Raw genomic sequence first — 20,992 nt, 5'->3', positions numbered from 1 at the left:
TAACGCATCTGTCCTAACGCATTTCTCCTAACTTACCCCGCCCTCGGAAAGGTAAACCGCACCTTGGCTTCCCGCCTGCCCCCGGACGCTGGACGTTCTCCCCGTTCCTTGCGCGCCTCCCCATCTCCGCGCTCGCCCGCCCCTTCGCTGGCCATGCAGATTGCCTCGCGCGCAGGCGCGGCGATCCTGGGGGGCTACCTGCTCGCCTCGGCCAGCATCGTGGCTCCCGCCGCCTTGCTGCCGGCCTTGCGGGCCGAGGCCGTCATGACGGCCAGCCTGTTCAGCTACGCCATCTACACCGGCGCCGCGCTCTGGGCCTTCGCCGCACGCACGCCAGGCCGCGCCTGGCTGGGCCTGCTGGCGCCGTCCGCGGTGCTTCTGATCGCCGCTGGCGCCGGCCACTGGATGCAGGGCCGGCCATGAAGACCTCTTTGCGCCAATCGATGGCATGGCTGCATACCTGGTGCGGCCTGTGGCTGGGCTGGCTGCTGTTCGTGGTGTTCCTGACCGGTACCTTGGGTGTGTTCCACGCCTCGATCACACGCTGGATGCAGCCGGAACGGCTGGCGGTCACCGCAGGCGCGGTGGACAACGAACGCGCCCTTGCCTATGCCCAGCACTACCTGGAGCGCCATGCGCCGCACTCCGCCCATTGGGAGATCGAGTTTCCCGCTAACGACGATGGCGCCATGCATCTGCACTGGGACGGGCAGGCCCGCGGCGACGACGGCGAAGCCCGGGAGGTCCGCCTCGACCCCATCACCGGCACCGTACTCCCGCCCGCCCGGGACACGCTGGGCGGGCAGCATTTCGTGCTCTTTCACTACGAGTTGCATGCGGGCATGACGGGCGTGTGGATCATCGCTGCCGCCACCATGGTCATGCTGGTAGCGATGGTGTCGGGCATCGTCACGCACAAGCGCTTCTTCAAGGACTTCTTCACCTTCCGCCCGGGCAAGGGCCAGCGCTCCTGGCTGGATGCGCACAATGCGCTGGGCGTGCTGACGTTGCCTTTCCTGCTGATGATCGCCTACACCGGGCTGGTCATCTGGTGGCCGGACACCATGCCGGCAGGCATCCGCACCTACTACGAAGGCAGCGAGGCCAAGCTGTTCCGCGTGCTTGGCCAGGCTGGCTGGCTCGAATCCAAGGCCCTGCCGCCGGCGGGCGCGCCGGCCGCGCTGGTGGCGCTGCCCACGCTGCTGGCTGATGCGCGCGAACGCCTGGCCGCCGGGGCTGGCGCAGACAGCGAGCACCGCGCCATCACATCGGTCGCCGTGACACGGCCAGGCACCAGCACGGCCAGCGTCGCCATCGCCGGCCCCTATCTGTACGACGGCCTGGCCTTTGCCGCCCGGCGCGAACTGCACTATGACGGCGTAAGCGGCGCCTACCTGTCCGCCAAGGCCGAGGATGAAATGCTGGGCACCGGCGGCGCCGCGCCGCTGGTTGCCGGCTCGGTCATGCGCACGCTGCACATGGCCCGCTTCGGCGGCTATGCGGTGAAATGGCTGTACTTTGCCTGCGGACTGGCGGGCGCCGCCATGATGGCCACCGGCCTGCTGCTGTTCTCGGCCAAGCGCGGCAACCGCAAGGCCCGGGAGTTCGGCGCAGCCAGCGCGCGCGTCCACGGCGCCATCGACCGCCTGAACGTCGCGGCGATCGGCGGGCTGGCGATCGCGTGCGCGGGATACCTGTGGGGTAACCGGCTGCTGCCCGTGGCGCTGCCTGAGCGCCACGAGTGGGAAATCGCAGTCTTCTTCGCCGTGTGGCTGGCCGCCACGGCCCACGCACTGGCCAGCCCGCCGGCCAGCGCCTGGCCCCGGCAACTGGCGCTGGCAGGCCTGCTGTGCCTGGCCTTGCCGCTGCTCAATGCGCTCACCACCGGCTGGCACGTCCTGCGCTACCTGGCACACGGAGACGGGCAGAGCGCGGGGCTGGAACTCGGCGCTCTGGCCCTCGGCGCCTTGCTGCTGTGGGCCGCCGCCGGGGTCCGCCGGGCCGGCCGCCAGGCCATGACCCGTTCACCGGCCAAGCGCGGCGGCGCCGCGGCCGGGCTGGGAGACGCATGATGGCACTGAGTTCGATGCCCCCAACGCTTGCCGCCCTGGCCAGCCTGGCGTTCTGCTATGCCGGCATGGCCAGCATCAGCCTGGCGATGGACCGGCACCACGGCCAGGTCCGGGGGCGCAATGCCGCGCCGCCGGCCGCCCCCGCGCGCTGGCTGCTGCGCGGCTGCGGCTGGCTGCTGCTGGCCCTGGCCGCGCTGCCCTGCCTGCGCGGCTGGGGCGCCAGCATAGGCGCGGTGGTGTGGGCAGGCTCGGTCAGTGCCGGGGCGCTGGCCTTCGTGCTGCTGCTTGCCTATTTCCCGCGCACGGCCGCGGCCCTGGCGCTGCCGGCCACGGCGTTCGCCGCGGCAAGCCTGGCGCTGCTGCCTTAGCCGGATGGGGGCCGCGCCCGGCTTCCCGCTTCTTAATGCCCGCTTCTCAATGCCCACCTCCCGCGATGCCGCCAGTCCAGGCCGTATCGCCACTTTCTCAACCGAAGACCCCTGACCCATGGCGCTGGCTCACCAACGCCCTCCTCTCACCGGCATCGCCATCCTGGCCATTGGCCCGGTGGAACACGGACGCCGGGCGGCACGGGTGGGCCTTGCGCAAGCAGTGGCAAGCGAATGAATAAGATCAACACCCTGCATTCACTGACCCTCCTGGTCACGCTGGCCGCCGTCATGGCCGCCACCGGCTGCGCCGCGCCGGCCGCGCCCGATGCCGCCCTGCCCACCGCGCCAGCGCAATGGCGCTACGCGCCGCAGGACCGCGCCGGTGCCGATCCCGTCAGCGCGGCGTGGTGGCAGTCCATCGGCAATGCCGAACTGGACATGCTGGTGCGGCGGGCCCGCGCGGACAACCCCGGCATCGCCGCGGCCTACGCGCGCGTGCAGCAGGCCCGCGCCAGCGTCATCATTGCGCGCGCGCCGCTGCTGCCGGCGCTCACCGGCTCCGCCGACGCGCAGCACTATGGCGGCTCAGGCGTCAGCAGCAGCGACAGCACCGCGAACTTGCGGCTGGGGCTGGCGGCCAGCTACGAGTTCGACCTGTGGGGCGGCAACCGCGCCGCCGCCGGCAGCGCCGCGGCATCGCTGCGCGCCGCGGGCTTCGCGCAGGATGCGGCAACGCTATCGGTCACCGGAGAAGTCGCGCTGGCCTGGCTGCAGACCGTCAGCCTGCGCGAGCGCATCGGCATTGCCACGCGCATGCTGGAGAACGCGCGCAGCGTACTGGCCGTGGTCGATGCGCGCCAGCGCGCCGGCAGCGCCACCGCGCTTGAGCTGGCCCAGCAACGCGGCCTGGTGGCCAGCCGCGAGCGCACCTTGCGGCTGCTGGCGCAGCGCGCCAACGACAGCCAGGTCGCGCTGGCGATCCTGCTCGGACAGTCCGCCGGCGGCCTGGAGGTCGAGACGGCCAGCCTTGCCAGCCTGCGCCAGCCCGCCATCGACAGCGGCCTGCCGGCAGCCCTGCTGACGCGCCGCCCCGACCTGGCCGCGGCCGAAGCCCGGCTCACCGCCGCCGACGGCAACATCGCCGTGGCCCGCGCGCTGATGCTGCCGCGCCTTGCGCTGACGGCCAACGCCACCGTGGAGAGCGACCGCCTGCGCACGTTGTTCGAGAACCCCGTCTACACGCTTGCCACCGGCGTGCTGGCGCCGATCTTCAACGCCGGCAAGCTGGCCGCCGGGCACGACCTGGCCATGGCACAAAAGCAGGAACTGCTGGCGGAATACCGCCGCGCTATCGTCGCGGCCTCGGGCGATGTCGAAGTTGCGCTCAACACCCTAGCCGGCGTGGATGCCCAGCGCATTGCCCAGGATGAGGAACTGGCACAGGCCCGGCGCGCTTTCGCGCTGGCGCAACGGCGCTATCGCGCCGGCGCGGAGACGCTGCTGATCGTGCTGGACACGCAACGCACCCTGTACAGCGCCGAGGACGAGGCCGCCCAGCTGCGCCTGGCGAGCCTGCAAGGCGCGGTGCTCTTGTACAAGGCGTTGGGAGGCGGATGGCAGCCGGATGCGTAGCGGCGCCCGCGTAGGGAATGTACCGATCCGTGCCGGCGGCGGGTGCATGCCTTGTCACTGAGTAACGATCTCACATACAATGCGAATCATTCTCAATAGCGTTTGGCGCAGGGCGCCCGCATCACACAGGCGCCATGGCCACGGCAGACACCCTTCCCCAGTCGGAACTCCACGCGCTCTACCGCAATCACCACGGCTGGCTCGTCAACCTGCTATGGCGCAAGCTGGGCAATGCGGACAACGCAGCCGACCTGGCCCAGGACACATTTGCACGGCTGCTGGTGGCTTGCGACGCTAGCTCGCTGCGCGAGCCGCGCGCCTACCTGACCACGGTAGCAAGCCGCCTGACCGCGCAATATTTCCGGCGCCTGGCGCTGGAACGCGCCTACCTGGAAGCGCTCGCCCTGCAGCCCGAAGCCGCCGCCCCGTCGCCCGAGACCCGCGCCCTGGTGGTGGAGGCGCTCACCGCCGTCAGCACGGTGCTCGAGCAGCTTCCTCCGCGCGTGTGCGAGGCCTTCCTGCTGTCGCAACTGGACGGCCTGGCCTACAAGGACATCGCGCAGCGGCTAGGCGTCACCGTCAACGTGGTCCAGAAATGGATGAGCAAGGCCTTCCTGCATTGCTATACCGCGGTGTACGGATGACGCAGCCCGCCAGCGGGCGCATCGACATGCAAATCGTCGAAGCGGCGGCGCAATGGATGTCGCGCCTGCAATCCGGTGAGGCCACCGCCGCCGACCATGCAGCTTGCGAGCAATGGCGCCAGGCCGACCCGGCTCACGAGCTCGCCTGGCGGCGCATGGCCCTGCTCGGCCAGGACCTGCGCGCCGGCCTGGACCAGATGCCGCCTTCCGTCGCCCGCAAGGCGCTCCATGTGGCCAGCCCTGGCGGCACCGCCGGGCGCGTCCGCCGTGCCAGCAGCGTCTCCCGCCGCAGCGCGCTGAAATCGATTGCTGGCGTGGGCATCGCGGCAAGCGGCGTATGGCTGGCGGGCGAGCAGTTCTCCGGGCGCGGGTGGAACACYCTGAGCGCCCTTGCCGCGGACTACCGCACCGGCAACGGCGAGCGCCGCACCATCGCACTGGCCGACGGCACCCGCGTGGTGCTCAACACCGGCACCGCCATCGACGTGCGCTTCACGCCGGCGCTGCGCGAACTGGTCTTCCTGGCCGGCGAAATCCAGGTCACCACAGGTCGCGACCCGGCCGCCAGGCCCTTCACCGTCACGACCCGCAACGGCAGCATCACGCCGCTGGGCACGCGCTTCATCCTCCGCGAAGAGCTCTCGCCCGACGGCACCAGCGACAAGCGCGACCCGATCAACGTCTCGGTGCTGGAGGGCGCGGTGCAGATCCGCACGCGCCAGCGCAGCGAGCCTTTTCGCCTTGATGCGGGCCAGGAAACCGCGTTCACGTCCATCGCCATCGATACGCCCTCCATCATCCGCCCGCAAGCCAGCGCATGGCTGGACGGCATGCTCGTGGCGGAGCAAATGCCACTGGGCCAGTTCATCGCGGAGCTGGCGCGCTACCGCGCCGGCAGCCTGCGGTGCGATCCGGCGCTCGCCGCCCTGCGCGTGTCGGGCGCCTTCCCGCTCGACAACACCGATGCGGTGCTCGCCATCCTTGAACAAACGCTGCCCGTGCAGGTGCGTTACCTCACCCGCTACTGGGTCCGCGTGGCACCCAGGTAAGCACGGCGCTGCGCGTGCGCCTTGTTCGTCCGTCTTCTCCCAACCCTATTTTGGCTGTGGGCGGCAGCTTTCCATTTCTCGCGCATCAAGTGAATTAGCAACGCTGCAGCAGCCACGCCGCCATGCAGCCAAAAGCCATTCAATGACACGAGAACCAAGAGGAATCCGCACCATGGCGCACCGCCCCAACGCTTGCACCAACCTGCAAGGGAACATGCCCTCGCCACAGCCTCGCAGCCGCTACCGGCACACGCCGCTGGTGCTGGCGCTACGGGCCGCCCTGCTCGGCTGCGCGCTGGGCGCGACAGCGACGATGCCGGCCATCGCGCAGGCGCAGGCCGCCCCCGCCAGCAGCAAGGCATACGACATCGGCGCGGGCTCGCTGGACCAGGTGCTCGGGCGCTTTGGCCGCGAAGCGGGCGTGCTGGTCGCCATCGATCCGGCGCTCACCCAGGGCCTGCGCAGCGAAGGGCTGCGCGGCAGCTACACCGTTCCCGAAGCGCTGGCCAAGCTGCTGTCCGGCCAGCAACTCGAGGCGGTCAGCGGCCCCAGCGGCGGCTATCGCCTGCGCAAGCGCAGCGCGCCATCCGCCGCGCTCGCGCCGGCTGGCGGCCCCATGCTGGCGGAGGTCAAAGTCACGGCCAGCGGCCCGGGCGACGGCATCACGGAGGGCAGCGGCTCCTACACCAGCGATGCCAGCAGCACCGCCACCCGCCTGGGCATCAGCCTGCGCGAAACGCCGCAGTCGGTCAGCGTCATGACCCGCCAGCAAATGGACGACCAGGGCTTGAACGCGCTGACCGAGGTCATCGCCCAGACCCCCGGCCTTACCCTCAACCAGGGCGGCAACCTGGGCTCCGACAGCAGCAGCGTGTACGCGCGCGGCTTTGCCGTGGAGAACTTCCAGCTCGATGGCGTGCTGCAGCTCAACAGCGGCTTTGGCGGCTTGTTCCAGACCAGCGACATGGCCATCTACGACCGCGTGGAAGTGGTGCGCGGCGCCACCGGCCTGATGAACGGCATCGGCTCGCCCGGGGCCACCATCAACCTGGTGCGCAAGCGGCCCACGCGGGACTTCCAGGCGTCGGCCAGCGTCGAAGGCGGCTCGTGGGACTATCGGCGTTTCGGGGTGGATGTGTCCTCCCCGTTCAACGAGGCCGGCACCGTGCGCGGCCGCGTGGTCGCCGCTTACCAGGAAAACAATGGCAGCGTGGAACGCCTGCACGAGCGCCGCGAGATCGTCTACGGCGTGGTCGAGGCCGACCTGACCCCTTCCACGCTGGCGACCCTGGGCTTCTCGCTGCAGAGCTTCGATGTACAAGGGCACGCCCGCTCCGGCCTGCCCCTGTACTTCGCGGACGGCACACGCACGGACTGGGCGCGCTCGAAATCGTCCGCCGCCGACTGGGCTTACTCGTACCGGCGCAATCAGAGCCTGTTCGCTTCGCTCGAGCACCGTTTCGACAACGCGTGGCGCGTCAAGGGCACGGTCAGCCAGGACACCTACGGCTACGACGAGGTCTTCGGCTACGCGGCCAGCGGCTTTCCCGACCGCAGCACGGGTGCCGGGCTGGCCATCTGGGGCGGCCGCTGGGGCGGCAAGCCGGACCAGACCAGTGTCGACCTCTATGCCACCGGGCCCTTCAGCCTGCTAGGCCGCGAGCATGAGATGGTGTTCGGCGCCACCTTCGCACGCACCTCCTACGACAGCACCACTTACCAGCTCTGGCGCCCCGATGGCTGGGACGGCAGCATTGCCAACATCTACACCTGGGACGGCCGCACGCCGGGCATCGCAGCGAACCCGCCTGTCGGCAGGTACAACTACGCCGAGCAAACCACCGCCGCGTATGCCACGGCCCGGCTGCGCCCGACGGATGCCTTGTCCGTGCTGCTTGGCGCGCGCATCACCAACTGGAGCACCGACACCCGCGACTCGGTCAACAGCACCGGCGCAACCACCGTCGACAACCGCTCAGCGAATGGCAAGGTCACCCCCTACGTGGGCGTGGTCTATGACCTCTCCAGGCACTGGTCTGCCTACGCCAGCTATACGAGCATCTTCAAGCCGCAGAACAACCGCACTCTCAGCGGCAGCTTCATCGACCCGGTGGTCGGCAACGGCTATGAAGTGGGTGGCAAGGGCGCGTTCTTCAACAACCAGCTCAATGTGAGCGGCGCGCTCTACTGGGTCAAGCAGGACAACCTGGCCGTGGCGATTCCCGGCGCGTTCGCGCCCGACGGCTCGCAGGCCTACTACGGCGCCTCGGGCGCCAAGACACGCGGCTTCGAGCTGGAAGCCGCCGGCCAGCTGGCGCGCGACTGGCAGGCCACTGTCAGCTTTGCCCGCAACCTGTCCCAGGACAAGGACGGCGTCACGCTCAACACCAATATCCCGCAGAACACCTTCAAGCTGTTTACCACCTACCGCATTGCCGCCGTGGGCAACGGCCTGACGGTAGGCGGCGGCCTGCGCTGGCAGAGCCAGATCTACAGCGACAACACGGGCCCCCTGAGCGCGCGGTCCACGCAGGGCAGCTACTCCGTGGCGGACCTGATGGCACACTACCCCATCACCAAGAAGATCTCGGCCACGCTCAACGTCTACAACCTGTTCGACAAGCGCTACTACACCAGTTCCAACTCGGCCTTCTACGGCACGCCGCGCAGCTTCCGGCTCGGGCTGAACGTGAGCTATTGAGCCGCGGCGTCGGTGAGGCAGCGCGGTCGGCCATGGGGGCCACGGGACGATCGACTATGATAAGTGCTTCTCTTCCGACCAATCCGGGCCTGCCCCACTCATGACCGCCAACGACAACAAAGCGCCGCCGATGAACGTAAAGACGGCGTTGCGCGTGCTCGAGATCATCGAAACCTTCGCGCGCGAGCGGCGCGCGCTGTCGCTATCGGAGCTGGCCCGGTTGCTGGCGGTGCCGGCATCGAGCTGCCTGGCGCTGATCCGCACCCTGACCTCGCTGGGCTACCTGTACGAGACCGGCCGCCGCCAGGGCTATTACCCCACGGGCCGCCTGCTGGCCATGGCGCAGCAGATCGCGCGGCACGACCCGGTGCTGGACCGGGTGCACGGCACCATGAACGAGCTGCGTGCGGCCACCGGCGAGACCGTGGTGATCGGCAAGCTGCATGAAGGCCGGTGGGTGGTGTACCTGGACGTGCTCGAATCCCCGCATGCGATTCGCTATATCGCCACCGCAGGCGAGCGGCGAGAGCTCCATGCGAACTCGATCGGCAAGGCCTTGCTGTCAGTCATGCCCGAGGACGAGCGCAGCGCGCTGATCGCGCAGCTTAGCTTCGAACGCTTCACGCCACGCACGGTAGCCAACGCGGCGCAGCTGGAAGCCGAGCTGAAGAAGTCCGCCGAGCAGGGCTGCTTCATCAACCTGGGCGAGTCGCTGCCCGATGTTGGCGCGCTGGCCTGGCCGGTGCGGCTGTCGGGAGAATGCTACGGCATTTCCATTGCCGGGCCGGCGTACCGCATCGAGCCCGCGCTGACGCGTTTCTCGGCCATCCTCAGGACGGCCTGCTCCGCGCTCGAGCGCGACGAGCGCAGCCGGTTCTCGCAATAGCCACCGGCATAGCCGTCGTCAATTCGTGGCGGGCGCTTCCTCCGGCACGCCGCACTCGCGCAGCAGGTCGCGCAGTTCGTTGATGACCGGGAACACCTCCTGGTTCCAGTCAGCGCCCTGCTCGTCATGCGCCGCCTGCTCGCTCTCGACGATCCAGCGGTCCTCCTTGAAGATCCGCTCGGTAAACCACACCAGCAGCGGCCAGGCCAGATCCAGTATGCCGGGAATGCCGGGCTTCTTGATCGAGAGCAGCCCGAACGTGCGGTTGGTGCGCTGCTCAGCGTCGAGCGGCACGTAGACGATCCACAGGTCCATCACCAGCGTGGCATCCGAAGTACGAATCTGCAGGGTCTGGTAGGGATACAGGGTGCGGACCGTCATCACGTCCTTGCCACCTTGCCCGCCCTTGCTGCCCTTGTTGCCGCCGCCGAACACCAGCGCTTCGCCCACCGGCTGCTTGCCTTGCTCGCGAGCGAAGGTGTAGTCCACCTCGACCCAGCCGTCGCCGCGCCGGCGGCCCAGCGAGCGGGCGCGCATCTGCCCCATCTGCCGCCGGTGCAGGAACTGATGGTTCATGTCCATCAGGTTCTCATGCATGAACGAGTAATGGCATTTGACCTCGCGGCCAAAACGCCGCGTCTTATAGGCCTTGTTGGCCACCGAGCCCAGGCTGGGCAACGGGGTTTCGTCGGCCAGCACCGCGCTGCCGGGAAACACGAAGATCAGCCCTTCCACCTCGCGGCAAGGGTAGGAGCGCACGCCGTTGGGCAGGCGCTCGCGGCCCAGGTAAGGCACGTCGATGCAGCGGCCGGTGCAGTCATAGGTCCAGCCGTGATAGCAGCAACGGATCGATTCGCCGTCGACCACGCCCGCATGCAACGGCACCTGCCGGTGCGCGCAACGATCCTCGAGCGCGAACACCGCGCCGGACGCCGTGCGCACCAGCACGATCGGCTCGCCGGCAAAGCGCACGCCATGCGCCTTACCGCGCTTGACTTCGCGCGACCAGGCCAGCGGATACCAGTGATCGGGGTGAATGGTGACGCGGCGCAGGTCGCGCAGCGGGACTTCGGCAGAAGCAGGGGTATCGCTATCGCTATCGCTATCGCTATTGCTATTGCTATTGCTATCGTTGGCACTGCTATCTAGCAACGGAACTGCATGCATGGGGGACTTCTCCTTGCAAGACTGGTATCTCGATTAGCCGACTGCATGGGCGGGGGGACGAAACCAAGGACTAAGTCTAACCGAAGGCGTGCCAAGCGACGTGTTGCCCGCCGCAAGGTAATGGCGGGTATCCGGGCTTACCCCGATACAGGCCGAACGTACCGGCAGTGGCGTGGATCGCGCCCGCGATGACGTGATGCTCAGGACGCATTCTCCGCCGGCGTCAGGCACCAGTAGCGCAGGTTCGCAGGCGCGGTATCCGACAACGACAGGGGGGGCGTGGCGTGGATCGCCAGGATGGCATCGCCGTGGCGCCAGGTGCAAGCATTGGCGCTGGCCGGAGTTGCCGCGGGCGACACCGCCACCGTTTGTCCGAGCATGGTCTGGAACAAGCCCCCGCCGCCGCGCTTGAGCCAGGCTTCCTTCAAGGTCCAGAGCTGGAAGAAAGCCTCGCGCTGCGCCGCCGGATCGCCGCCTGGGCGCAATGCCGGCAACGCGGCGCGCTCGGCGTCGCTGCTGACCGCGAGCACCAGCGCGTCCATCCCCTTGCGCGGCAGCACGCGCTCAATGTCCAAGCCAAGCGGCTCGAGCCCGACGGCACAGGCAACGTGGTCGCCGGAATGGGAGAGGGAGAGAAAAGCGGATGCAGGCCCAATGGCCCGCGGCGGGCCGTCCGGCGTGGCGCTCAGCGTCCAGTCCTGCCAGCCGCCGCCGTAGGCTTGCGCCAGCAATTGGCGCGCAATCCAGCGGCCAGCCACGAACTGCGCGGCGCGCTGGCCAGCCTGCAGGGCGTCCAGGCGCCGCGCTTCGTCCGCGCCCAGCCATTGCCTGGCGGGCGGAACCTGTCCCGCCAGGCCAGCTACCGACGCAACGCGAACGTGGATCGGGGCGGCCGGCATGGCGGGGGCGCGCGGATTTACTTGCCCGCCACCTTGGCGTACGTGCCCTTGAGCGCTACACCGGCCACCACGGCGCCTGCGTGGCACTCATACTCGGTCGGGCTGGCGACCGAGTCTTTCTTGTAATAGCTCACCACATCGACCACGGCATTGGCGCCGAGGGTCTTGGCCTTGTCCTGAAACGCGATCAGCGCGGACAGCGCGGCCCAGCGGCAGGCGTCTTCATCGCTCTTGCCGAAGCTGTTGGTCTTGCGGTTGGACACATCGCTCTCCTTGGTCTCCAGGACCTTGGGCTTCTTCTGCCCGGCCAGGAAGAACTTGACCGAGCCATCGAGCTTTTCCTGGGCTTCCGGCATATCCAGCACTTCCTGGAACGGCAGCATGTACCTGGTATCGCGCGCCGCGGCGGGCGTGGACAACAGCATGGCGGCCGAGGCGGTTGCGGCCAGGATGGAGAGAGCGTGCTTCATTGACCTTCCTTTCTTGGTGTTGTTGGTGTTGTTGATCTTGTTGATGAGGAAAATGCACGATAGTACTGGCAGATCAACGCCAGCGGCGGAACACCAGCGACGTGTTGATGCCGCCAAAGGCAAAATTGTTGCTCATCGCATGATCGATGTCGAGCCGCCTGCCTTCGCCCATGATGTAGTCGAGCGAGGCACAGCGCGGGTCCGGGTTGGCCAGGTTGATGGTGGGCGCAAACCAGCCGTCGCGCATCATCTCGACCGTCATCCATGCCTCGAGCGCGCCGCAGGCGCCTAGCGTATGGCCCATATAGCTTTTCAGCGAACTCACCGGCACCGCGTCGCCCAGCACCTCGCGGGTGGCATGGGACTCGGCGATATCGCCCTGGTCGGTGGCAGTGCCGTGGGCATTGACGTAGCCGATCGCCGAGGCCGGCAGGCCGGCATCCTCCAGCGCCAGGCGCATGGCCTGCGCCATGGTGTCCGCCTTGGGCTGGGTCACGTGGGCGCCGTCGCTGTTGGTGCCAAAGCCGACGATCTCGGCCAGGATGCGCGCGCCGCGCGCCAGCGCGTGCTCCAGTTCCTCCAGCACCAGCGTGCCGGCGCCCTCGCCCAGCACCAGGCCGTCGCGCTCGCTGTCGAACGGGCGCGGCGTGCCATGCGGCGCATCGTTGCAGGTGCTGGTGGCGAACAGCGTATCGAACACGGCGGCCTCGGTGGGATCCAGTTCCTCGGCGCCGCCCGCCAGCATGGCCACCTGCCGGCCGCTGCGGATGGTTTCGTAGGCGTAGCCGATGCCCTGGCTGCCCGAGGTGCAGGCACTGGAGGTGGTGAGGATGCGCCCGGTAATGCCGAAGAACACGCCGATGTTCACCGCCGTAGTATGCGGCATCATGCGGATGTATGTGGTGGCGCTGACGTCCTCGGTGGTGCGATCCATCATCATGCGGCCAAAATCGGCCACGGCCGACGGCGTGCCGGTGGACGAGCCGTAGGCAATGCCAAGCTTGCCGCTCGCGACCAGCGGATCGCCAAGCAGCCCCGCGTCGCGCAAGGCGGCCTCGCTGGCCAGCACCGACATCACCGCCACGCGGCCCATGGCCCGCGTGACCTTGCGGGTGTAATGCGCCGGCAGCGTGAACGGCGGCACGGGTGCCGCAAGCTGCGTGTTGAGGCCCTTGTAGACGGCCCACTCCGGCATCTGCACGACCGCGTTGCGGCCGCTGGCCAGGCGCTCGCGCACGCTCGCCCAGTCGTTGCCCAGCGAGCAGACTGCGCCGGCTCCGGTAATGACGACTCGCTTCATCCGAACATCCCCCCGTTGACCGAAATCACCTGCCGGGTGATGTAGCCCGCATCGGCGGACATCAGGAACGCCACGGTGGCGGCCACCTCGTCCGGCGTGCCCATGCGGCGTGCCGGGATCATGCGCAAGGCTTCCTCCAGCACGTGTTCCTCGACCATTTCTGTATCGATCAGGCCGGGCGCCACGCAGTTGACGGTAATGGCGCGCTTGGCCAGCTCGATGGCCAGCGCCTTGGTCGCGCCGATCACGCCGGCCTTGGCCGCGCTGTAGTTGGTCTGGCCCCGGTTGCCCACCAGCCCCGACACCGAGGACAGCGTGACGATACGGCCCGGCTTGCGCCGCTGCACCATGGGCATCACCACCGGGTTGAGCACGTTGTAAAAGGCGTCCAGGTTGGTGTGGATCACCTCATCCCACTCTGCCCCGGTCATGGCCGGGAACGCGGCATCGCGCGCAATGCCCGCGTTGCAGACCACGCCGTAGTAGCAGCCATGGGCTTCGATATCGGCCAGCAGCGCGGCCGCGGCCTGCTCCCGCTGGCTGACGTCGAAACAAAGCACACGCGCGGTGCGGCCCAGGGCGCGGATCGCGTCGGCCACCGATTCGGCTTCATCGCGCCGGGCGCGGCAATGCACCACCACATCGTAGCCCTCGCGCGCCATGCGCAGCGCGATGGCGCGGCCGATGCCGCGCGAAGACCCTGTGACGAGCACGGTTCGGTTCGTCATGGTTGTTGTCCTTGCAAGAAAGCCTGCGCGTCGGCAGGCTGGAAAACGGAAACGTTGGCGCGCGCCACTTCGCGCTCGCCCAGCGACAGCGAGCAGGCAAACATGCCGAGCCCGTTGTCGCCGACCAGCTCGGCACGCACTTGTATGGTCAGCACGCCGCCCATCGGGAACGCCGGCACATCGCATTCGTAGTGCCGCGAGCCAAGCAGGAAGCCGATGCCAGGCGCCCGGCCGGCACGCCAGTCCTGTGCGCCGGCCCAGGCGGCGATGGTCTGCGCCATGTACTCGATGCCGACCCAGCCCGGCATGCCGGACTCATCGACAAACAGCTGGGTGGCGCGCACCGTGGTGCGCGCCACCGCGTGCTCCTCATCGGCGCGCAACAGCTCATCCAGCAAGCGCATCCCGCCGGTGTGCGGCAGCACCTCGGCGATTGCCGGCAACGCGGCAAGGGACGTCATGGTCATGGTCAGCCGGCTCCCAGTATCACGGCGCTGTTGCTGCCGCCGAAAGCGAAGGAATTGCTCATCACGTGGCGCGGCGCGCGGCCCAGTGTTTCGCCGGGGGCCACCACGCGCAGCGCCGGCAAGGCCGGATCGGGCACACCGTCCCACCAGTGCGGGGGCAGGCGGCCGTCCGGGTTGTCGACCAGCGTCAGCCACATCAGCGCGGCCTCGATGGCACCGGCCGCGCCGAGCGCGTGCCCGGTCATCGGCTTGGTCGAGCTGAGCGGCAGATCGGCGCCGAACACCGCGGCGCATGCCAGCGCTTCCATGGCGTCGTTCTGCGGCGTGGCGGTGCCGTGCAGGTTGAGATAATCGATGTCCGCGGGCGCAAGCCCGGCGCGCTCCAGCGCCTGCAGCATGGCGGCCCGGGCACCGGCGCCGCTGGGGTCCGGCGCCGACATGTGATGCGCGTCGGAGGTCTCGCCGCAGCCGGCCAGGCGCACCGGCCCCGGCTCGGCGGACAGCAGGAACAGGCCGGCGCCTTCGCCCAGGTTGATGCCGCAACGGTTGGCCGACAGCGGGTTGCAGCGCGACGCAGAGACGGAATCCAGCGCACTGAAGCCAGCGACCGTGAAGGAGCACAAGGTGTCCGCGCCGCCCGCGATCACCACGTCCGCCATGCCGCTGCGCAGCAGGCGCGCGGCAGCCGCTAGCGCCTTGGCGCTCGACGAGCAGGCGGTGGACAGCGTGTAGGCCACGCCGGTCACGCCCAGCACGCCAGCCAGGAACTGCGCCGGCGAGCCCAGCTCCTGCTGCCCGTAGTGGAAACCCTCCGGCCACGCGCCGGTGGCAGCGCGCGCGCGCACGGCCACGCCGCCCTCGGCAATGCCGGAGGTACTGGTGCCCAGCACCACCGCCACCCGCGCCGGGCCAACCCGGGCGATGGCGGCCTGCGCCTGCGCAATGAACTGGAGCGCGGCGTGATACAGCAGCGCGTTGTTGCGGGTACGGTGCACCCGTGGCGTGTCGTCCGGCAGGCTGAGCGCAGCGTTGACCGTGCCGAGCTGCAGCGGCCGGCCCGGGCTGTACAGCTCGGTCACCTCGCCGCCCTGCGGGGCGTCGGCGCGCCAGAGCGCCGCGCGCACGGCATCCGCGCCGTCGCCCAGCGCGCAGGTCACGCCCAGTGCGTTAATAAAGACATTCATTTCGTCCCTCCTTGCCCCGCCGGCGGCAGGGCGCGGATGGTCAGCCGATAGCCATCGCGGTATTGCTCGAACTCGATCGTTTGCGGGTCCGGATAGCGCACCTCCGCCACCACCTCGCCACCCGCGCGCAGCACGCGCCGGCCGGCCTCGACCTCCAGGCGCCAGCCCGCCGGCAAGGCCGCGGCAATCGCCTCGACCGGCCACAACGACAACTGCATTTCACTCAGGATACGCTCCGGCACCAGCTCGGCCGGCGCCCAGGGCGAGCGCACCACGCGCAGGTCCTGCCCATCCCAGTCCAGCCGCGCCAGCACCTGCCCGCCAGCCAGCGCGGCCAGCCGCGTGTGGGTGGCGTCGGCTTCCAGCAAGGCCTGGATCTCGCGGCGCTCCTCCCCGCGCGGGGTGCGGTACACCACGGTGATCTGCTGCTGCAGCGCCAGCTCGCGGCCCAGCGATGCCGGCGGCAGGCGCAGCAACGGCACGGGCTGCTGCTCGGCAGCCAAGGTGGGCGCGGCAGGCGGCGAAGCGGAACCTGCCGCCGGCACCGCGCCCGGGCCGGCGCAGCCCGCCAGCAGCAACGCACACGCGGCAACACCCAGCAGCATCCGCGYCGGCGCGGCGCCAATGCAGTGATGCCTGGCGATCAGGCTTCGCAAAGCTGCTCCAGCACGCCAAGGCGGCGCCGCGACTCGGTGACGAACGGGTTGGTGCGGTCCCAGGCATAGCCCGCCAGGATGGCCGAGATCATGCGGCGGATCTCCGGCGTGGCATTGGGATGGAAAATCAGCTTCTGGAAGCGGCCTTCGTACCACGCTTCCACAAAGGTGCGGAAGCAATCCACGCCGTCCTTGAGCGGGCGGCCGTAGTCGGCCTGCCAGTCCACCGTCTCGCCATTCAACTGGCGCGCCAGGCAGGCCGTGGCCAGGCTGGCGGACTTGAAGGCAATGGTGACGCCGGACGAGAACACCGGGTCGAGAAATTCGCCCGCATTGCCCAGCAACGCATAGCCCTTGCCCCACAGCGATTTCACGTTGGCCGAGTAGCCAGCGATCTGCCGGGCCGGGGTGTCCCAGTCGGCGTTGGCCAGCAGCTTGGCAAGGCCGGGCTCCTCGCTCACCAGCGCCCGCAGCCGCTCGGTCTCGGTCCCTGTGTACTGGTCGAGGAAGCGCTTTTCCGCCACCACGCCCTGCGAGCAGCGGCCGTCCGAGAACGGAATGGTCCAGTACCAGACATCGACATGCTCCGGATGCACGCTGACGCGGATCTTGTTGCGATCGAAGGTGCCCAGCGGGATGCGGTCTTCCACGTGGGTGAAGATGGCGCTGCGCACGGGGAAGTGCGACGGCGACTCCAGGTCCAGCAGGCGCGGCAGCACGCGGCCGAAACCCGAGGCATCCAGCAGGAAGCGCGCCCGCACCTGGTACGCCTTGCCATCCGGGTCGCGCACGGTGACGCAAGGCTGCTCGCCCTCCAGGTCGGCTGCGCTGACCTGGTGCTTGAAACGAACCTCGGCGCCCTGCTTCTGCGCCTCGCGGATCAGCACGTCGTCAAAGCGCGCGCGCTGGACCTGGTAGGTGGTGCCCCAGCCGGCGGAGAACTTGTCGCGGAAATCGAAATCCGTATAGCGGTCGCCACGCACGAAGGCAGCGCCGTTCTTGTACTGGAAGCCGGCTTCGACCACCGCCTGCAGCATGCCCGCCTCTTCGATGTAGGCCATGCTCTGCGGCAGCAGGCTTTCCCCGATCGAGAAGCGCGGGAAGGTCTCCTTCTCGATCACCAGCACATCAGTGCCGCGCTTGCGCAATAGGCCCGCCGCCACGGAGCCCGCCGGGCCGGCGCCGATGATAAGGACATCCACCTGTTCGGTATTCATTTGCAACCCTGTTTGACTCGTTGATCTTGTTGGTTTTATTTGTCTTGCTATTTGTTTTGCTATTTGTCTTGCTGCGACTTCAACTTGAAACTAGTGCGCATGCCCATGCGGCGCGTGCGGCCGGAACCATGGCGACAGCACCCATACCGCCCCCACGCCGGACAGCATGGTCATGCCAAAGGCATGCAGCGCCGGCGTGGACGACAGCGCCAGCAGGCCAAAGGCCAGCAGCGTGCTGGCCGCGCCAAGCACAATCGCCGTCCATGACTCGCCGTCGCCGGGATGCTCCAGCAGGAAGATGCCGTAGTCCACGCCCACGCCAAGCAGCAGCGCCAGCGCAAGCACGGAGAACAGCTGCAGCGGCACATGCAGCCAGCCCAGAAGCGCCACGCTGAATACCGCCGCCAGCAAGGTCGGCACCAGCGCCCGCCACGAGGCCCTGCCATAGCGCCATGCCAGCAACAGCGCCACGCCCAGCGCGCCGGCAACCAGCAGCCAGGTCATCAGCACGCGGTAATGCTTGAGCAGCGAGGACAGGTCGGCCACGCGGTCCACCCACTCGACGCCAGGCACCTTGGCCGCCGCCGCCTCGATCAGCGCAATGGTGGCGGGCTTGTCCAGCCCGCGCAACAGCATGACGCTGGCGTAGCCCTGGCCCTCGCGATCCAGCCAGAGGTGGCGCAACGTCTCCGAAACCGGGTTCGCCAGCCACGCCGGCAACGTCAGCACACGGTCCGGCGCGGCGGCATTGGGCGCGCCCACAGGGCCGCCCACCGCGCGCGCCACGCGCTCGCGCACGGCGGCCTCCAGGCCGTCCGTCAGCGTGGCATCGGCATGCTGGCGGGACGCCGATGGCACCCAATCGGAGATGGCCAGGAAGCCCTCCAGCTCGCCGCGCGCCACCACGCCCGCCAGCGCCGCCTTGACCGCCTCCTCGCGCGCCAGCACCTGGTCCGGCGAGTCGCCGCGGACCAGCAGGAACTGGGCGGGGCTAGGCGTGCCCAGCAAGCGCCCAGCGGTGCGCTGCGCCTCGATCAGCGCCGGCGGCGAGCTTTGCAGCTGGCGCACGTCATCCGCCACCCTGACCTGCCACAGCCCCGGCACGATGAACAAGGCCAGGGCGCCCAGCAGCAACATCGAAGCGCGATCCATGCCCACGCGCGGCCAGCGGGCCAGGCTGGCGGTCAGCCAACTCGACAGGCGCGTCTGGCGCAGCTGGCCGCGGTCGAGCAGCGGGAACCAGAACACCACGGTCAGGAAAGCCGCCACCAATCCCACGGCTGAGAACAGCGCCATTTGCCGCAGCCCCGGGAACGGCGCGATGCCCAGCGCCAGGTAGGCCACCACGCTGGTCGACAGCGCCAGCGCCATGCCCGGCAGCAGCCTGCGCATCACCTGCGGCGGCGACAGGCCAGGGCTGGCCTGCCGCGACACGAAATAGTGAATGCCGAAGTCCTCAGCCACGCCCACCAGGCTGGCCCCGAACACCAGCGTGATCAGGTGGACGCGGTCAAACACCAGCGCGGTGGCCGACACCGCGGCAGCCGTGCCGATCAGCAGCGACAGCCCCACCAAGATGATCGGGCGCAGCGAACGGAAGGCCAGCCAGACCAGCAGCAAGACCGCCGCCAGCGAGCCCCAGCCGATCACGTTCATCTCCAGGTTGGCCTGGGATGCGGCGGCTTCCGCGTGCAAGGGAATGCCGGCGGCCACCACGTGCACGCCGCCGTCGCCCTGCGCGGCGGCGCGCTCGCCCAGCTGCAGCACGTCGCCGTAGTCCGTATTGCCGCTCACCGAGAACGCAGGCTTGGTGATGCGATACGTCAGCAGCACCCACTCCTTGCCCTCGGCGCTGAGTGCGGCGCRGCCATCACGCTCATGCACGCGCGTGATGGCCGCGCGCGACAGCCACCAGTCCTGCCAGAGCCCGATCGGGTCAGCCGCCCAGTCGGTCAGGCGCGGGCCGGTGGAAAGCTGGTAGAGCCGGGTCAGCGCCTGCTGGGACAGTACGTCGGGATCCGCTTGGCGCAGCATGGCGCGCTGGCTGTCGGTAAGCAGGCGGTCGCGGTAAGGCCGGTAGAAGGCCAGCGCCGCGTCGAGGTCGAAACTGGCGATGCGGTCCACCGGCTGCAGCAAGCTTGCCTGCGGTTTCGCGGCCGCGCTGAAGCGATCGGCGGCGGCGCGGGCGCGGGCCCAGTCGGGCGCGCCGACCAGCACCACGATCTCGCGCGAGACGCCATCGGCCAGCCGGCGCAGCACGCGGTCGGCGGTGGCGGTGCGCTGGCTGGTGGGCAACAAGGCCATCACGTCGGTGTCGAGCCGCGAGGCGCGCCAGAACTGCAACTGGTGCACCGTCAGCGCGATCACCAGCAACAGCCACGCCACGGCCAGCACCCGCTCCAGGGTGCTGAGCCCGTGCGCGGGCTTGCCGGTGGCCGGGGTGGCCTTAGCCACCTTTGCCGCCTTACTCAAAGCGCTTCTCCTCATCCGCGCCAAGCTTGGCGGCCGCGCTCGGGTCGATCATCTTGACGGTGGTGCTGTCGCCGCTGCCTTCTTCCAGGCGCACGTTGCGCACAAAGCGGTCCCCGGCCAGCTCGATGCGGGTGAATACGCGCCGCATGCCGGCGTCGGTCGGCGTCAGCGTCAGCGTCCAGCCGCTCTTGCCCACCAGCTGGCCGGCCACTTCGAAACGTGTGGACAACGTGCGCAGGTCGCCGCGCAGCACGGCAATCACCGATTCGCCCACGACCCGCATGGCGGGCTGGGCGTCTGCCTGCAACTGTTGCTGCACGCGGCCATCGGCACCGCGCATGACCAGCCGGTCCGGCGTGACCAGCAGGCTGGACGCAAACGGCTCACGCGTGCTCCACACCACGCCACGCTCGCGCGCGAGCACGAAGTCGCCGCGTGAGACCAGGGGATTGGCAAAGCCGGACAGACGGCGGATCTGCTCGAAGCGTCCGTGGATGACCGGGGCATCGGACAAGCGCGCAGCCACCGAGGCCAGCAAATCCGGCGCGGCCGCGGCGGCAAGGCCCGGGCCAGCCAGCACGGCGCAGCAAAGCGCCTGCAACAAGCGGCGGCGCATCATGCCTGGCGCTCCGGCTGCGCCCCGTCTTGCACACCAAGGCACGCCAGCAGGACCGGCGGGCAGACGTACTGCATCTCGCCATTGGCCATGTCCACCGCCACCTGGATGGTGTAGCCCTTGGTCAGGCGCCGGCCGCTGGCGGCATCGCGGACCACATACTCGATCTTGAGCCGGTTCTCCCACTCGACGATGGTGGCGCGCACGATGAATGACTGGCCGTAGGTGAGCGGCCCGACATACTTGACGCGCATGTCCACCACCGGCCATGCATAGCCCGAGTCCCGCATGGCTGGGTAGTCGTAGTGGTAGCGCGCCAGCAGCGCGCAGCGTGCCTGCTCGAAATAGCGCACGTAGTTGCCATGCCAGACCACGTTCATCGGGTCGAGGTCGTGGAAGGCCGCGCTGAGCGTGATCTCAAAGCTGAAGTCCTGGGAGGCTTGGGGCATAAGATTGGGTAT

At 69.0% G+C, this 20,992-nt stretch carries 20 protein-coding genes; 8 read left to right on the top strand and 12 right to left on the bottom strand.

Annotation, left to right across the window (positions count from 1 at the left end; genetic code table 11):
* The first annotated feature begins 108 nt into the window (after positions 1-108).
* The 8 genes from AC1DQR_RS15705 to AC1DQR_RS15670 all read left to right on the top strand — a co-directional run bounded on the left by AC1DQR_RS15705 (position 109) and on the right by AC1DQR_RS15670 (position 9,355).
* Positions 109-423, top strand: coding sequence for a DUF3649 domain-containing protein (locus tag AC1DQR_RS15705; protein ID WP_416052859.1), 315 nt, complete (start codon positions 109-111; stop codon positions 421-423).
* Positions 420-2,072: a PepSY-associated TM helix domain-containing protein gene (locus AC1DQR_RS15700; protein WP_477133313.1), complete on the top strand. Its 1,653-nt coding sequence runs from the start codon at positions 420-422 to the stop codon at positions 2,070-2,072. The genes AC1DQR_RS15705 and AC1DQR_RS15700 overlap by 4 nt, the downstream gene beginning before the upstream one ends.
* Positions 2,069-2,440, top strand: coding sequence for a DUF3325 domain-containing protein (locus AC1DQR_RS15695; RefSeq protein ID WP_477133312.1), 372 nt, complete (start codon positions 2,069-2,071; stop codon positions 2,438-2,440). Before AC1DQR_RS15700 ends, AC1DQR_RS15695 begins: the two co-directional genes overlap by 4 nt.
* A 234-nt stretch (positions 2,441-2,674) precedes the next feature.
* Positions 2,675-4,075, top strand: a complete 1,401-nt coding sequence (locus tag AC1DQR_RS15690; protein ID WP_477133311.1) for an efflux transporter outer membrane subunit — start codon at positions 2,675-2,677, stop codon at positions 4,073-4,075.
* 134 nt (positions 4,076-4,209) lie between these two features.
* Positions 4,210-4,719 (top strand): sigma-70 family RNA polymerase sigma factor, encoded by a 510-nt coding sequence (locus tag AC1DQR_RS15685; RefSeq protein ID WP_416052863.1) that lies wholly within the window; start codon positions 4,210-4,212, stop codon positions 4,717-4,719.
* Positions 4,716-5,768, top strand: a complete 1,053-nt coding sequence (locus tag AC1DQR_RS15680; RefSeq protein ID WP_477133310.1) for a FecR domain-containing protein — start codon at positions 4,716-4,718, stop codon at positions 5,766-5,768. The genes AC1DQR_RS15685 and AC1DQR_RS15680 overlap by 4 nt, the downstream gene beginning before the upstream one ends.
* Before the next feature lie 172 nt (positions 5,769-5,940).
* Positions 5,941-8,469: a TonB-dependent siderophore receptor gene (locus tag AC1DQR_RS15675; RefSeq protein WP_477133309.1), complete on the top strand. Its 2,529-nt coding sequence runs from the start codon at positions 5,941-5,943 to the stop codon at positions 8,467-8,469.
* A 130-nt stretch (positions 8,470-8,599) separates the two neighbouring features.
* A complete protein-coding gene (locus AC1DQR_RS15670; protein ID WP_043358260.1) occupies positions 8,600-9,355 on the top strand; it encodes an IclR family transcriptional regulator in 756 nt (251 codons plus the stop codon).
* Between the two features lie 18 nt (positions 9,356-9,373).
* Here AC1DQR_RS15670 and AC1DQR_RS15665 read toward each other — a convergent pair whose 3' ends face one another.
* The 12 genes from AC1DQR_RS15665 to AC1DQR_RS15610 form a co-directional block, all read right to left on the bottom strand.
* Positions 9,374-10,522 (bottom strand): Rieske 2Fe-2S domain-containing protein, encoded by a 1,149-nt coding sequence (locus AC1DQR_RS15665; RefSeq protein WP_477133308.1) that lies wholly within the window; start codon positions 10,520-10,522, stop codon positions 9,374-9,376.
* Between the two features lie 200 nt (positions 10,523-10,722).
* Positions 10,723-11,421, bottom strand: a complete 699-nt coding sequence (locus tag AC1DQR_RS15660; protein ID WP_477133307.1) for a 4'-phosphopantetheinyl transferase family protein — start codon at positions 11,419-11,421, stop codon at positions 10,723-10,725.
* Between the two features lie 17 nt (positions 11,422-11,438).
* Complete coding sequence (locus AC1DQR_RS15655) at positions 11,439-11,891, bottom strand: excinuclease ATPase subunit (RefSeq protein WP_416052868.1); 453 nt, start codon at positions 11,889-11,891, stop codon at positions 11,439-11,441.
* Between the two features lie 73 nt (positions 11,892-11,964).
* Positions 11,965-13,191 carry a beta-ketoacyl-ACP synthase gene (locus tag AC1DQR_RS15650; protein ID WP_416052869.1) on the bottom strand — a complete coding sequence of 409 codons (1,227 nt, stop codon included), beginning with the start codon at positions 13,189-13,191 and terminating at the stop codon, positions 11,965-11,967.
* A complete protein-coding gene (gene fabG, locus AC1DQR_RS15645) occupies positions 13,188-13,919 on the bottom strand; it encodes a 3-oxoacyl-ACP reductase FabG (protein ID WP_150986618.1) in 732 nt (243 codons plus the stop codon). The genes AC1DQR_RS15650 and fabG overlap by 4 nt, the downstream gene beginning before the upstream one ends.
* Positions 13,916-14,386 (bottom strand): hotdog family protein, encoded by a 471-nt coding sequence (locus tag AC1DQR_RS15640; RefSeq protein ID WP_416052870.1) that lies wholly within the window; start codon positions 14,384-14,386, stop codon positions 13,916-13,918. Before AC1DQR_RS15640 ends, fabG begins: the two co-directional genes overlap by 4 nt.
* A gap of 2 nt (positions 14,387-14,388) precedes the next feature.
* A complete protein-coding gene (locus AC1DQR_RS15635) occupies positions 14,389-15,570 on the bottom strand; it encodes a beta-ketoacyl-ACP synthase (RefSeq protein WP_416052871.1) in 1,182 nt (393 codons plus the stop codon).
* Complete coding sequence (locus tag AC1DQR_RS15630) at positions 15,567-16,226, bottom strand: DUF3261 domain-containing protein (RefSeq protein ID WP_477133306.1); 660 nt, start codon at positions 16,224-16,226, stop codon at positions 15,567-15,569. Before AC1DQR_RS15630 ends, AC1DQR_RS15635 begins: the two co-directional genes overlap by 4 nt.
* A complete protein-coding gene (locus tag AC1DQR_RS15625; protein WP_477133305.1) occupies positions 16,214-17,443 on the bottom strand; it encodes an NAD(P)/FAD-dependent oxidoreductase in 1,230 nt (409 codons plus the stop codon). Before AC1DQR_RS15625 ends, AC1DQR_RS15630 begins: the two co-directional genes overlap by 13 nt.
* 90 nt (positions 17,444-17,533) lie before the next feature.
* On the bottom strand, positions 17,534-19,915 hold the full coding sequence (locus tag AC1DQR_RS15620) for an MMPL family transporter (protein WP_477133304.1): 2,382 nt from the start codon (positions 19,913-19,915) through the stop codon (positions 17,534-17,536).
* Positions 19,908-20,534, bottom strand: a complete 627-nt coding sequence (locus AC1DQR_RS15615; protein ID WP_477133303.1) for a LolA family protein — start codon at positions 20,532-20,534, stop codon at positions 19,908-19,910. The genes AC1DQR_RS15620 and AC1DQR_RS15615 overlap by 8 nt, the downstream gene beginning before the upstream one ends.
* Entirely contained in the window at positions 20,531-20,980 is a 450-nt protein-coding gene (locus tag AC1DQR_RS15610) for an acyl-CoA thioesterase (RefSeq protein WP_416052876.1), read from the bottom strand. Before AC1DQR_RS15610 ends, AC1DQR_RS15615 begins: the two co-directional genes overlap by 4 nt.
* Between the last annotated feature and the right edge of the window lie 12 nt (positions 20,981-20,992).

The organism is Cupriavidus sp. 05L411 (genome assembly GCF_056398045.1).
The sequence above is the reverse complement of the archived record's forward strand: the minus strand, read 5'-3'. Positions and strand labels throughout refer to the sequence as shown.